Consider the following 14,186-nt stretch of genomic DNA (forward strand, 5'->3'; position numbering starts at 1 on the left):
CATGAACCCTTCAGCAGCAACTCCACTGACCCTGGGTCGCAACGGACGTACCCCCAAGACCCTCCGCAACCGCCTCGCTTCAGCCCCGATGGAACGCAACTACGGCACCACGGATGGCTTTATCACCGAGCAATACACCGATTACCTCGTCACCCGCGCCAAGGCCGGCCTCGGCATGGTCACCACGGAGGCCACCTACGTCCGCGCCGATGGTAAGGGGCGCACCCACCAACTCGGCCTGCACACCGATGACATGATCCCCGGTCTCCGCCGACTCACCGATGCACTGCACGCAGAAGGTGCGCTCGCCGCCGTCGAACTTAATCACGGCGGTCGTACCGCCCAAGCGGCAGTTTCGGGCTTCAAGAACCTCGCGCCGTCGCCGGTTCCATGCCCGACGGCGGGTGGTGAGGTTCCGCGGGAACTCACCGCCGCCGAGTGCTACGAACTCGTGGAAGCTTATGGGGCTGCGGCCCGCCGCGCGGTTGCCGCCGGATTCGACGTCATCAACCTGCACGGTGCCCACGGATACCTGATCCACCAGTTCATGTCGCCCATTTCGAACCACCGAACGGACGAGTTCGCGGCGCCGGAGTTCTTCATGAACCTGGTCATCGACGCCGTTCGGCAGGCTGTTCCGGACACGATCGTGGGCATGCGTGTCTCGGTAGTGGAAGGCCCGGCAGACGGCATCAGCGCTGAGCAGCAAGTGGCCATCATCGCCAAAGCCCACCTGGAGAAGCTCGACTTCCTGGACATTTCCGCGGGCAGCTACGACGCTGGCGAATGGATCGTCCAGTCAGGGGAGTGGAAGCCCGGGATCCTTGCAGACTACGCCAAGGCCTACCGCCAGTTCGGACTCCCGCTGGGTATGGCCGGACGGCTCAACAGCCCCGAAATCATCGAGGAAGTCCTGTCCCAGGGCACCTGCGACTTCGTCAGCCTGGCCCGCGCCATCCACGCGGACCCCGCTTTTGTTGGTGGCGTTCTGCGCGGCGACCGCTACCGGCCGTGCATCGCGTGCAACGTGTGCATAGACAACCTTGGCCTCGGTCAGGTCACCTGCACCGTCAACCCGGCGGTTGGGCGTTCACGAGTCCCGGTTCCCACGCCAGCCGTTCGCCCGGCATCTCGGGTACTCGTGGTGGGTGCAGGCCCGGCCGGCCTCACCGCCGCGCGAGAACTCGCCGAAGCCGGTGCACGCGTGACGCTGATGGACCACGGCGTCCGGCCCGGTGGGCAGTTCGCCCTGGCCGAGCGCATGAACTCGACGCCGGACTTCCACCGCTTCGCCGAGTGGTCTGGGGCTGAAAACGAACGCCTGGGTGTGGAGGTCCGGTTGGCGGCCCACGGTGATACGTCCGACGCCGGCAAGCTGGCCCGTGACTTCACCGCGGACGCAGTGGTCATTGCGACAGGTGGCCGCAGGCCCTCTCCAGGGTTCATAGGCGGCGACTCACCCCGCGTCTCTGACATCCGGGACTGGCTCACCGCCCACCCGGAGGTTCTGGAAGTGCATCCGGAAAATCTCGACGCCGGCCCGCCCGGTTCCGTGGGCAGTGTGCCGGAGGCTGCGGCCAGTGTGCCGGCAGCTGTGACAATTTGGGGTGCTGATTCGGTGGCCATGAGCGTGGCCGACACCCTTGCTGCACGAGGTACTGCTGTGCTGATTGTCGGGCCGCAGGAAGCCCTGGCTCCGGAGTCCGGACGCCGGGCCAAGATCCTCGCGGTACCCCGGCTTGAAGCCAACCCGAAGGTACGGATCTTCCTGTCCAGCACCATCGAGGAGTTTGACGGAGCTGGGGAGTCTGACGGTTCCGGGGAGTTTGGGTGCAGCAGGGTCCGGATCAGTCAGGCGGGTGTTGAGGACCAGTGGGTTGAAGCGCCGGGGGAGTTGCTGGTGTCACGATCAGTGCTTCCCTTGGACGGTCCGCTCACGCTGGAGCAAAGGGAAGCTGAGCTCAGCGTCGCCGCGTCGGTGCCCGTCGCACTGGCCGGGACCGTCGTCGATACCACAGCTGCCATCGTGTCCAACGCGGTCAAGAGCGGGTACGACGCTGCCCAACGTATCGCAGCGGCCCTGGCCCTCACCCCCGCTTCCGACCTCCCCGCCGCCGAGTTCGCGGGAACGGTGTCAGACCGCCCGAGAGTTCCGGCGAACTCGCAGCATTCCAGCGACCTCGCCGACACCCAGCATGACTTCACCCTGAACGGAGCCCGAAAGTGACCACTCAAAAGCGACGGCTCGGCATCGCCCAGCTCTCCCTCGTCGGAACCGCACCGCCGGATTTGGTGGGCATCGCGGCACAGGCGGGCTTCGACTTCATCGGAGCACGCGTCCGTCCTGTCACCACCACCGAGCGGCCATACAACCTCCAGCCTGGCTCTCCGATGCTCAAGGAAACTCTGGAACGGATGGCCGATACAGGCATCACGGTGGAAGACATCGAGTTCCTTCTCTTGGACGGTACTGGCCTGCAGAACGGGCAGGATCAGCGCGAAGCCTGGCTGCACATGATGGAGGCGGGTCAAGCGTTGGGGGCATCAAGCCTTACCGTGGCCTGCGCAGATCCGGACCTTGGCCGATTCGAAGAGCACCTCGCGCAGATGACACAGGACGGCAAGGCATACGGCATCATGCCTACCTTGGAACCCATCGCCTACCAAACCGTCCGCTCGGTCCCTGAAGCACTGAAGTTGGCCCAGCGGGCGGGCTGCAGGATTGTTGTTGACGCCCTCCATGTCAACCGTTTCGGCGGCACTGCAGCTGAACTCGAAGCTGCTGCGGACCTGGTCCCCTTGATCCAACTCTGCGATGGGCCTGCCGCCGCGCCTGCAAGCAGGGAGGCCTTGATCACCGAATCCCGATCGGAACGGGGTGTGCCGGGGGAAGGCGAATTCGGCCTCGCAGCCCTCGTGGCGGCATTCCCTGCGGACATCCCCGTCAGCGTCGAAACACCGTCAAACAGCAGAGCGGCCGCACGTGGCGAACTGGCGTGGGCCAAACACCTCAAAGCGGCGGCGGATTCCGTCCTTGTAACATCAGCAAACAACGCCGCAGCACTTACCGGGAGCAACCGATGACCAGCACTTCACCACTTCCCACCGCGGACTGCGACGTCCTGGTAGTTGGCTCAGGAGCCGGAGGTCTCGCAGCTGCAGTGACTGCGGCTTACCACGGCCTGAAAGTCATCGTCGTGGAGAAGGCCAGTGTGTGCGGCGGCGCCACCTCCTGGTCCGGCGGCTGGGCGTGGGCCCCGGGTAACCCATTGGCGAAAGCCGAGGGTGTCAGCGAGGACAAAGATACCTTCCGGACGTACCTTCGCGAGGTCCTCGGCGACCACTACCAGGCCGACAAAGTGGATGCTTTCCTCGAAGCTGCCCCACACATGGTGGGTTTCTTCCATGAAAAGACGTCCCTGCAATTCGTACCCGGCAGCAAGATCAACGACATCTACGGCAAGCTTCCCGGAGCCGGCACGGGCAACCGTTCCGTGGGCCCCAAACCGCTGAACGCCCGCAGCATCAGGCCAGCCGTGCGCGCCAGAATGCGCCACCAGCTCTACGAAACCTCGTTCCTGGGGATGGGGATCATGGCCGGCCCGGACCTCAGCAAGTTCCTGTCGGCGTCGCAAGGCAACCTCAAAGGACTCTTCCATGCGGGCTGGCGCTTCGGATTCCACCTCCTGGACGTACTGGTCCACCGCCGCAATATGCAGCTGGTCAACGGCACCGCCCTCACCGGCCGGCTCCTGAAATCCGCGGACCATCTCGGAGTGGACATCCGCGTTTCCACGCCGGCCACAGCATTGCTCAAGGACGAAAACGGCAAGGTGACAGGCGCCGTCGTGCGTTCCCCGGAAGGGGACCTGCAGATCAACGCGAGCCGCGGAGTAGTGCTGGCCTCTGGCGGCTTCCCCAACGATGTGCAGCGCCGCAAGGAGCTGTTCCCCAAGACGCCCACGGGCCGTGAGCACTGGACCCTGGCGCCGGGGGAGACAAACGGCGACGGCATCACCCTGGCCCAATCCGTGGGTGCACGCTTTACCACCGCAGTGAAGTCACCGGCCGCATGGTGCCCGGTATCGCTGGTGCCTTACCGCGATGGCAGCACCGGGGTGTTCCCGCACATCATGGACCGCGCGAAACCGGGCAGCATCGGCGTCCGGGCGGATGGGAAGCGGTTCGTGAACGAGGCAAACGGTTACTACGACTATGTTGAGGCACTCCTGGCCGCCACACCTGAGGGCGAAACCGTGGAATCCTGGCAAATCGCGGACAGCCGTTTTGTCCGCAGCTTCCCCCTGGGGATGGCCAAGCCGCTGCCCGTTCCGCTGTTCCCCTACCTTCGCTCCGGTTACCTGATCAAGGGCCGGACTCTCGAGGAACTGGCCGCGAAATGTGGCATCGATCCGGCTGGGTTGCGCCACACCGTGGCGAGGTTCAATGCCAACGCACGTGCCGGCGTCGACCCCGACTTCGGCCGTGGTGAGACCGCCTTCAACCGCTACGGCGGGGACGCGCGGCACCAGCCGAACCCGTCGTTGGGCCCCATCGAAAAAGGGCCGTTCTACGCAGTGCGTGTGGTTCCAGGCAGCTTCGGGACGTTCGCCGGGCTGGATACCGACGGCCGCGGCAGGGCCCTTAACCACGACGGCGAGGTGATAGGCGGTCTGTACGTCGCCGGCAATGACCAAGCCAACGTCATGGGCGGCCACTACCCGGCAGGCGGCATCAACCTCGGCCCGGCGCTGACGTTCGGCTACATCGCGGGAAGGGATCTCGCAGGCGTGTCCACCTACGAGGATGACCACACGGCTACCGCCGAGGCACAGCAGGTGCGGGTGTGACCGGGGCCGGTGCTGGCGGCGGAGCAGGAGCGGCGAAAGGCCCGCTGGGGTAAAGGGCCGTAGCTTCCATCATGTAATTAGCCCACTGCGGGCCGGCGATCATGTAGCCGTCCAAGGACTTGTAGAACCTCCCGTTGATGGTGACGTTCTGACCGGCCCGCTGCTGTCCCGCCGTCGTGTCTCCAAAGAACGACGCCGTGGCCAGGGTTGTGGTGTAGCCGGCAACCCACGTGGCCCCGTTGTTATTGGACGTACCGGTCTTGGCGGCCACAGGGACCTGGCTCTGGACTTTGGGGTTGATGTAGACGCCGGAGCCCATCTTGAGGACGTCCTGCAGGACGGCGTTCACGCCGCGGGCCACGGCCGGTTTCACGGCGTCCCGGCACTCCGGCTTTTGGGCCTCGAATTGCCTGCCTTGGGAATCCTTGATCTCCGTAATGGCAATCGGTGCACAGTACGTGCCGTCGTTTGCGAAGGTTGCGTAGGCGCTCGCGAGGATCAGTGGGGCCACGCCGATGGAACCGAGCAAGTTGCCGATCTGATGCATGTTCACCGGAGCGTTGTCCAGGCCGCTGTGCAGGCCCACGGTATCCACCATTTTTTGGATGCCGCAGAAGTCCAGCTGGGCTGCCGTGGCGAATGTTGCGGTGTTAATGGAGTTGTAGAGGCCGTAGTTGATGGGCATGGCGCGGTAATACCCGGCATCGTTGTTTTGCAGGTCGTCGTCAGCGCCCAAATTGGCGTTCTTCTGGGCGGTGCTGTAGCCGCCCAATACCCTGCCGCAGCTATCACGCCATGGAAAGCCAACCGGGTAGACCCTTCGCGAGGCATCCACCACCGCGGTTGGATTTTTGCCTTCGTTGAGCCATTCGGCGTAGATGAAGGGCTTCATGGTGGATCCGGGCTGGAATCCTCCGGCTCCGTTGAGGTCGTAACCGTTTGCGTCCTTGGCATCCACATTGAAGTTCAGCTGAGTGTCGTACTTCCCTTCCTGGGGTACGAAGACGGTGTTCTGGGCCATCGCCAGGATCTTGCCCGAGCCCGGTTGAACTGTGGTCATGGCGGCTCCCCATTTGTCCGGGTTATCCCCGGCCGAGGCATCCACCTGGGCCTGCGCTGCGGCCTGAAGCCTGCTGTCCAGTGTGGTGGTGATGGTCAGCCCACCACGGTAGAGCAGCCGCTCACGTTCATTGAGCGTTGAGCCGTACCTGTCGTCATTGAGAATCAGGTGGGAGACGTAATCACAAAAATAGGTGGCAATGGCGGCGCCCGCGCAACCCTGCAAGGACGGGGTGATGTTCAGTTCAATGGGCGTTGCCACCGCAACCCCATGGTCCACAGCGGTGATCTTTCCCTGTTCCAGCATCCGGTCCAGCACAAGATTGCGACGGTTGAGCGCCCCCTCAGGAGCCACCGTCGGATCGTAGATGCTCGGCCCATTGACCAGGCCGGCAAGGAGCGCCGCTTGAGGAAGGGTCAGGTCCTTCGCGGACGTGCTGAAGAAGTACCTGGATGCGGCCTCGATACCGTAAGCATTGCGGTTGAAGAACACGATGTTCAGGTAGCCCTCAAGGATCTGGTCCTTGCTGAAACGCTTTTCCAGTTCCAAGGCGAGCTTGACCTCGCGAAGCTTGTCTCCCATGGTTTTTTGGCCACTGAGCACAACATCCTCGGGGCGCCCCTCGGAAAGGCGGGACTCGTTGAGCACGTTGGTGACGTACTGCTGCGTCAGCGTGGAGGCGCCCTGCCGCGTTCCTTTGGTCAGGTTGGAACTCAGCGCGCGGATGATGCCCTGCGCATCCACGCCCGCGTGATCGTAGAAGCGGTTGTCCTCGATTGCTACGATTGCCTCGCGGATAAAGTGAGACATCTGCTCAAGTGGAACCTTCACCCGGTTCTCGGCGTAGAACGTGGCGATGTGCTGGCCGTCCGCTGTAACTACGGTGCTGGAAAGTGACGGGGAATCGACGTTCAGCTGGCTCGGCAGGCTCTCATAGAATCCGATTGAGCCGCCCACAGTGGTGCTGGTGAATGCAACAACAGGCACCACCAGTCCGGAGATCAGCACCCCGCAGAGAATGCTGATGAAAAAGTACCCGAAGACCCGTAGAAGGACCTTGCCGAGACCAAGCTTGGGACCCTTGTTGTGCGCCATTTTCGTGCCATTCCGTCGGGATGTCAGGCTGAAAAGTAGCTACAGAATACGTCTGGCTGCGCGGTTGGGCCATGGTTCGAAGCCCAAATAAGGTCCCAAATCGGACTCAATCCAGCGGCAGAGTCACCCTCACACTGGTGCCCTGTCCAACCGCAGAGTCGATGTCAACGGTCCCGCCGGCGTCGTGCACTGCAATGGACATCAGCAACAGCCCAAAGCCATGCCGCCTGCCGCTGGGGGCCGCGTGGATTTCAAAGCCGTCGCCGTCATCCGCGATGGTCAGTTGGATACCGTGGTAAACGGCGTTAAGCCGGACGGTGAGTTCGCTGGCGTTGGCGTAGTTGAGGGTGTTGCTGAACGTCTCCTGCGCCACGTGATACAGCAGCGCGGCGGCCGAGGATGAGATCTCGATGCCGTGATGCGGGGTGTGCCAGTGCACTTTCACTCCGTTGAGGCGGAGCGGTGCAGCGAGCCGGTCGATGCATCCTGCGACGCCCAGTGCGTAGAAATCCACGGGGTGCTGGTCCTGGATGATGCCCTTAACGGACACCACCTCGGTTAATGCTGATGACTGCTCCATTGCGTCCCCCACATCGATGTCTTTCATACTTGAGATTCGTTGCCGAAGCCCCTCGGTATTGGTCCTTCGACTGCTTCCAGCGTCGCGCCGCTATATCAAGGAACCTTTTCGATTTGCTCAAGTTCGCATCAAGTTTGGGGGAGCTTGCCTACGATGGTTGGCCCAGGACCAGCCGGGTGTCCGCGTCCCGATCGCAGTGCAGGACCCCGTCAGTGACAGTAAGCCCGGCCACGAGGATCGACGACCGCCGGCTTTGGACTGTCGGATGGCTCCCGTCCGTGCGGTCCGGGTGGGTGAAGTAGAAGATCCATGCCCGGCCCTGATTGACCACCACATCGGCATGGAGGCCCGGACCAACGTCGTCGCTCCGGCGGAAGGTTTCTCCAATAGCCCCGGCCAGGATGGTTCCCTGCTGCTCCCACGAGTCGAGGTCCCCGGAACGGTACACCGCCTGCCCGGCCCACGTGTCCACGATCATCCAGTACCAACCGCCCAGCTGGAACACATTGGGTCCTTCGTGGCCAGTGGGAGTGGTCAGGAGGTGCCCGCGAACGGTCCAGTCATGGAGGTCTGCGCTGTCCGCCGCCCAGGTTTCGGAGCCGTGCACTTCGTCCTTGAACCACATGCGGAAGCCACCGCCGGGGAGTTGGTGCACGCACGCATCGATGACCCGGTTGGAACTCAGGGGAACTACGCCATGGTGGGTCCAAGCCAGGAGATCCGGGCTGGTGTAGTGGTGGATCTCCATGGAATGCGGGTTGCCGTGGGCAGGGATGCCGCGGATGTAGCTGACGTACATGTGGAAGGTTCCTGCGTGTTCAAAGATTTCCGGCGCCCAGAAAGTGTTGTGCCCCCACTCAAAATCGAGGCCCTGAACAGTTCCGCGGTAGTCCCAGTGCGTGCCGTCAACGGAGGAAGCGACTCCCAGTTTTGAACCGTACAGCCAGCTGAGGCCGTCCTCGAACGGCACGGTGGTGCGGCGGTTGGTGTAGATCATCCACCACGCTTGCTCGTGCGGGTTGTAGATCACGGTGGGATCCGCGGCGCCGTCCTCGATCGGATCCCGGAAGATGGGGGACTTGGCGGGCACAGCGTGGCTCATGAATGATCCCTCGGGGTTTTGTTAGCGCTAACAAGCAGAAAGCCTAGGAACCAGAAGCCGGGTGTGTCAACGAAGTTCCCCTCCTGTGGCGAAATTCTGCTGGATCATCCGCCTGCTCCCTCTTGAAGATCCCTGGATTTCCGAGGTCTCCTTCGAGTGAACTGGGCGATGATCCAGCAGAATTTCGTCTGCCACAAAATTTAGCGGCGTCCGGGACCCTGAGCCTGGCTGTACTGGCCCGCAGTGACTGTTCCCTGTTCCTCTGCACCATCGATGGAACCGGCGGTGACGCCCGCCTTCGCCTCAGCACTGCCCCCTGTGTACACGGTGTACGTTGCCCCGTCGGCGATGGCTGACGACGAGTACACCAGGGACGCGATGCTCTTAGTGGTCACGAACGTTGCAACCACAGTTCCCGACGAGTCAACGATGTGCACCGGAGTGCCTGCCGAAACGGACGAGTTGAAGGTCAGCTGAACGCCCGACTGCGTAGACGAGGTTCCGGGTGTCACCGCCATGCCGGCGCTCCCTGCCGCTGCAACCGTTCCGCCTGTGACTGTGAGATCACCGTTCACATCGAGTGCACCGTTGCCATCATTGGTAGGACCGTTGACCACCACGGTGCCTCCGGAGATGGTGGCGTTTCCGTTGGAGTCCAGGCCGTCGCCCTCGGAATTGATGGTGAGCGTTCCGCCGGAGACGTCCACTGTGTAGTCGCCCACCGTATCGCCACCACCCATCCCGCCACCGCCGGGCCCGCCCATGCCAGCGGCAGCGCCCGTATCCGCAGAAGTGGAGGAACCGCCGGAGGCATTCACACCGTCGTCGTGGGAGGTGACAGTGACGTCTCCGCCGGTGATGGCAATGTGCTGTGCTTCCAATCCTTCTTCAGATTCGGCCACGGTGACTGTCCCGCCACTGACGGTCAGCGTATTGAAGGCTTTCACTCCGTCATCCCCGGCGTTGACCGTCAGGGATCCGCCGCTGACCAGCAGCCATCCCCGGCCCTCGTCAGTGTCATTGTCAGCTTTCACGCCATCCCCGCCAGCAGTAACTTGGTAGGCGCCATCCAACAGCACCGTGTAGTCCTTGCCGCGGATGCCGTCATCCACAGCGTCCACGGTGACCTTGCCGGCGGCCATCACCAGGCCGTCCTTGGAAACGATGCCGTCGTTGGATTTCCCGTTGACAGTCAGGGAACCGGAGCCGGCGATGGTCAGGTCGGCCATGGAGTAGAGCGCTGCGTTGGGAGCGTCGTCGCCCTGGTCGGCATAGGTGGTGGCGTCAGTCAGGGTGTTGGTGCTGCCATCTTGCAAATACACGATCGCCTCGTCCGCGCTCTTCACCACGAACGGTGAGCCAGACGAGTTGCCCAATTCCACGCCGTCCAGGATGATCCGGACGGTATCGGATTCGCCGGCGGCCACCACGATCTGCCCGTCTGCCAGTGAGCCGCTGAGGCGGTACGTTCCGGCGGCGCTGATAGTGACGGTGTTGCCGTCAACGGCCACACCGGTGGAGGACGACGACGTCACTTTGCTGCCGCCGTCGGCCAGGCTGATGGCCACTTCATCAGCGGTATCCCACGTGAGGTCGTCGCTGTCGTAGTGGGTGTCTTCCTCAATGGTGGCGGCGGTGACGGCCTGCTGGGTGGAGGTGGTGGTGCTGGACGTGGTGCCGGTGGAGGTTGAGCTGGTGGCAGCCGTGGAGCAGCCGGCAAGGGAGATCGCCAAGGCGACGGCGGCAACGGAAAGGGACGTGCGGAAGGAGCGCATGGTTGATTCCTTGGTCTGTGGAGGGAGTCTTTGGAGGGAAAGTCAGCGGAGGGAAGTCAGTGCAGGGGGCGAAGGGGCATCCTGCGCCGAAGGGTTTGGTTCCAGCGGTTGGCCGGCAGCTCGGGGTGGAGGGCGGCCATGCCGGTGGCGAACTTGGAGATGCGGCACGGCCGGACCCCGTGCGCCCACAAATGCCGGTCCAAGGGGCCGGGGGCGGAGCCGGATTTCGTCTCCACCACCACCGCATTGTCCAGAACCCACGGCTGGCCGTCAGGAGCCTGCCAGGTGACGTCGGAGTCGATGGTGGCGCGGCTCCCGGATTCGGGGAGGTACAGGGTGGTGCGGTCGTAGCGGGTGGACAGGACCGGCTCCAGCGGACCGAACGCGACATCGCCGATGGTGGCCGCGAGGGTCTCGTTGACGTAGGCCAAGCCTTCGTCGGTCAAGCGGTCGCGGTCGCACAACTCGTAGGGGATGCGTTCCTTGACCGTGGCCTCACGGGCGCCTTCGGTCTTGACCTCCAAAAAGCTCACGGCACTGTCCACATAGGTTCGTGTGCGGATCTTGAACCGACGGCGCCGGCCATGGGCGGCCAGCATGTAACTGTCCAAACCGGGGGTGTCGAAGTAAACGGAGTCGTAGTCGAAGGTCCGCTTCCCTTCCATTTCCAGGACCCGGGCTTCGGCGCCGAAAGTGGTGAGTATCCGCCGTGCCGTGGCCGACGGAACAAGATACTTGCGGTCCACACGGGTCAGCAGTGCGGCCTCCGTGGTGAGTTCTTCAAGTCCGACGGCGGGTAGCTGGCTCAGCTGCGGGATGATCGGTTGGGCGTCGATGCGGCTCATGCGACACCGGCCGAGGTAGGCACTGACTGCTGTGGTGCTGGCTGCGCGGACTGGGTGGGCAGTTCCTGCGGGGCCGGGGACAGTGCGCCGGCGGGTTGGTCGAAGCCAAGCTGTGCGTGCCGTGGCTGGGACAGATCCTGGTGGGCGGGGCGGACTGCGTACCGGACATCAACAATCGTCTTGTCGTTGACCATGTCCAACTCCTGGATAGTGGCGGAGTGGACCGTGCCGTTGAGGACTTCCTCCAGCCGGGCATAGAGCTCGGGCTCGTTGTTGATGGCCCGGTCCAGCACCACGGTCTGGTGACGGTAGGCCGGGAGGACCCGGGGGTTGTCGCCCACGAACATCACCAGCAGGACCAAGGCCATCAGGGACAGCGTCAGCCAGAGCGGCTCGACTCCGATGCCCGCGATCAGGCCCAGCGCCAACGCCGAGAAGTAATAGGCAACTTCGTGCTGGGCGAGTTCCGTGGACCGGAGCCGGATGATGGAGAGAACACCGAACAAGCCAAGTCCCAAGCCAACACCCGCGGCCGAACCGGACAGCGCCGTGGCAACGGCCAGGACGCCGACGTTCATGCCAAGGTAGGAAACCACCAGGTCACGGCGCCGGTGCCGGCGGAGGTAGAGGGCCAGCGTCAAAATGGTGATGGCGGCCAGGTCTGCCGCGATGAGGATGATGGTGTTCATCAGTTACTCCGGAATCTCTTGGGGGATTGATCTCCACTTTTCCCGGTGAGGCTGTGTTGAAACTGTGCCGGGACCAAGGCTGGGATGTGTGTTTCGACGGCGGCCGGTTCAGTTGGCAGGGGCCGCTCCGTTGACGCGTCATGTCCCTTGCGGACGAACAGGAACCGGTGCTGCACGGCGTAGCTGACTCCCAACAGGGCCACCTCAGTGACGAGCTTGGCCAACAAGTCGGGGACGGCCAAGGAAGTGAGGGTCCACATCGCGGCGTAGTTGGCAGTCAACAGGACCAGCACCAACGCCACATATCCAGTAGCAGCTGCCCGGAACGAGGTGTCCTTGCCATGCTCGAACACCAGGCGCCGGTTGACCATGAAGTTCACGGACGCACTGACCACGCGGGCACCAAGTACTGCAATCAGCAGGGAATCTGTGGAGGCAAGGAGGACCAGGAACATCACCGTGTCCACCGCGAACGCTGACAAGGACGAGCCAAGGAACTTCAGCAGCGGCGCGTAGATTCTGATCGAGTCGGCCACGGGGCGGAAATGTGATCCCGAGTTATCGTCCAGGTAGACGGTGGCGATCTCAATGCTGTGGATCCCGTAGCCGGCCTGTTTCGCCTCCAACAGCAGGTTGAGCTCGTATTCGTAGCGCTGACCGCGAACCGACAGCAGCCAGGGGATCATGTCCGCCCTGTACCCGCGGAGCCCGGTCTGCGTGTCCGTGATCCGCTGGCCCGTGGCAAGCCTGAACAACCACCGCGTCACCGTGTTGCCGAACCGGCTCCGGGCAGGGACGTCACCGGTAAAGTTCCGGCAGCCCAGGACCATCGATGCCGTCACATGGCGGACACGGTCGGCAACGGCAAGGATGTCGGCCACGCCATGCTGTCCGTCGCTGTCAGCGCAGACCACGTCATGGCCGGGGAAGCGCTCAGCGATGAACGCGAAGCCGCTCTTCAGCGCGTGGCCCTTGCCGCCGTTCACGTCGTAACTGAGGACATGGCACCCAAGCCGTGCGGCGTCGTCGAACGTGTCCTGGTAGTCAGGCCCGGAGCCGTCGTCCACCACAACGATGGTGAGCCACGGATCAGCTTCCTGAAGATTCTGAATGAGGGTGATGAGCTGGTGGTCCGGCTCGTACGCCGGTATGAGGATGATCATGACTGGGCGATGTAGAGGATGTCTGATGTGCCGCGCTCTTTGTTGTCGCCGAGCGGGTTATTCACCAGGGAACCGTTGAAGTACATGGTGGAGGAGCCGCCGCCATCGATGTTGTACGCGGTGGTGGCGCCCAGATCCTTCATGATCTGCGCCAGGCCGGTCATGGTGACGCCGGCGCTGTAACCAGGGCTGCGGCCGTCCACCACCACGAACACCAAGTGGTTCTCATCGATCACGCCCACGGCCGTGCGCGGCTGCTCGCCCTGGATGGAGTGGTTGCCGAAGTTGGTATCGACCTCCACGTCCTCGATGCCGGAGGCGATCTGGCCGTTGTCCAACAACGACGGTCCGAAGGAGAGCGTGTTCCACACACCGTCCGCAATGAGCTGGTCAGCAGTGGTGGTTGTCTCGTCGTACACCTTGACGGTGCCGTCCTTGTAGAAGGCGAGTCCCTGGCGGGCGCCCTCGTCCCGGTACACCACACCGTTGCGGATCACGATTCCGGTGTCCCGGAAGCCGTAGTAGTCGCCGTTGATGGCAAAGACTGCGTTGTGGTCTTCGGCGATCGCGGAGGTGTTCTCCGTGATGTTCTCGCCGAACGTGTCCTCGGCGAACGCCGACTTCAGGGTGGTGGCGTCGTCAAGCACGACGTCGGCAACGTAGTAGGTGACGGTGTCGTCGCCGCTGCCGGTGGTCACCGTGGAGATGGTGACACCAGTGTCGCCCGAGGTGTAGGAGGTATCGGTGACCACGGCGCTCGCCGCTGTGTCAGCGGACGTCTCATCCGTGGTCGTGGTTGTTCCGGCCTGGCTGGCTTCGTATTCCGAGACATTGGTGATCTGCGCGTGCGGAATGACGAATCGGTCGAGGGCCCAGGCTGCGGCACCCCCGGCAGAGAGAGTGACCGCCAGAACGGCGGAGACGACGACGCGCCGTGTCCGGCCGCCCTTACGGTGTTCAGTCTGTGGAGGAGTCATTCCTCATTTCTACGGAGCAAGGCTACGCCGGAGGTTTGCCCAACATATGC

At 63.3% G+C, this 14,186-nt stretch carries 11 protein-coding genes; 3 read left to right on the top strand and 8 right to left on the bottom strand.

Annotated features, from left to right (window positions below; genetic code table 11):
• The first annotated feature begins 1 nt into the window (after position 1).
• Genes BMY91_RS15360 through BMY91_RS15370 form a run of 3 tightly spaced genes read left to right on the top strand, consistent with a single transcriptional unit; the run spans position 2 to position 4,850 of the window.
• Entirely contained in the window at positions 2–2,227 is a 2,226-nt protein-coding gene (locus tag BMY91_RS15360; protein WP_090823393.1) for an oxidoreductase, read from the top strand.
• The gene (locus BMY91_RS15365; protein ID WP_090823394.1) at positions 2,224–3,084 is read left to right on the top strand and encodes a sugar phosphate isomerase/epimerase family protein; all 861 of its coding nucleotides are present in this window, start codon (positions 2,224–2,226) and stop codon (positions 3,082–3,084) included. Before BMY91_RS15360 ends, BMY91_RS15365 begins: the two co-directional genes overlap by 4 nt.
• Positions 3,081–4,850 (top strand): FAD-dependent oxidoreductase, encoded by a 1,770-nt coding sequence (locus BMY91_RS15370; protein ID WP_090823396.1) that lies wholly within the window; start codon positions 3,081–3,083, stop codon positions 4,848–4,850. Before BMY91_RS15365 ends, BMY91_RS15370 begins: the two co-directional genes overlap by 4 nt.
• Here the strand turns inward: BMY91_RS15370 and BMY91_RS15375 are convergent.
• From BMY91_RS15375 to BMY91_RS15410, 8 genes are all read right to left on the bottom strand, one after another.
• Entirely contained in the window at positions 4,819–7,005 is a 2,187-nt protein-coding gene (locus BMY91_RS15375; RefSeq protein ID WP_090823398.1) for a transglycosylase domain-containing protein, read from the bottom strand. The two genes, BMY91_RS15370 and BMY91_RS15375, sit on opposite strands and share 32 nt — an antisense overlap.
• Before the next feature lie 106 nt (positions 7,006–7,111).
• Complete coding sequence (locus BMY91_RS15380) at positions 7,112–7,612, bottom strand: sensor histidine kinase (RefSeq protein ID WP_254779823.1); 501 nt, start codon at positions 7,610–7,612, stop codon at positions 7,112–7,114.
• Positions 7,613–7,733: 121 nt separating this feature from the next.
• Positions 7,734–8,687, bottom strand: coding sequence for a family 43 glycosylhydrolase (locus BMY91_RS15385; protein ID WP_090823400.1), 954 nt, complete (start codon positions 8,685–8,687; stop codon positions 7,734–7,736).
• 200 nt (positions 8,688–8,887) lie between these two features.
• Entirely contained in the window at positions 8,888–10,462 is a 1,575-nt protein-coding gene (locus BMY91_RS15390) for a carbohydrate-binding domain-containing protein (RefSeq protein WP_090823402.1), read from the bottom strand.
• A 56-nt stretch (positions 10,463–10,518) separates the two neighbouring features.
• Positions 10,519–11,307 carry a polyphosphate polymerase domain-containing protein gene (locus tag BMY91_RS15395; RefSeq protein ID WP_090823404.1) on the bottom strand — a complete coding sequence of 263 codons (789 nt, stop codon included), beginning with the start codon at positions 11,305–11,307 and terminating at the stop codon, positions 10,519–10,521.
• Entirely contained in the window at positions 11,304–11,996 is a 693-nt protein-coding gene (locus BMY91_RS15400; protein ID WP_090823406.1) for a DUF4956 domain-containing protein, read from the bottom strand. The genes BMY91_RS15395 and BMY91_RS15400 overlap by 4 nt, the downstream gene beginning before the upstream one ends.
• Positions 11,996–13,159, bottom strand: coding sequence for a bifunctional glycosyltransferase family 2/GtrA family protein (locus BMY91_RS15405; protein ID WP_090823408.1), 1,164 nt, complete (start codon positions 13,157–13,159; stop codon positions 11,996–11,998). The genes BMY91_RS15400 and BMY91_RS15405 overlap by 1 nt, the downstream gene beginning before the upstream one ends.
• On the bottom strand, positions 13,156–14,136 hold the full coding sequence (locus BMY91_RS15410) for a phosphodiester glycosidase family protein (RefSeq protein WP_090823410.1): 981 nt from the start codon (positions 14,134–14,136) through the stop codon (positions 13,156–13,158). Before BMY91_RS15410 ends, BMY91_RS15405 begins: the two co-directional genes overlap by 4 nt.
• Between the last annotated feature and the right edge of the window lie 50 nt (positions 14,137–14,186).

The organism is Arthrobacter sp. yr096 (genome assembly GCF_900108925.1).
Lineage (GTDB): Bacteria > Actinomycetota > Actinomycetes > Actinomycetales > Micrococcaceae > Arthrobacter.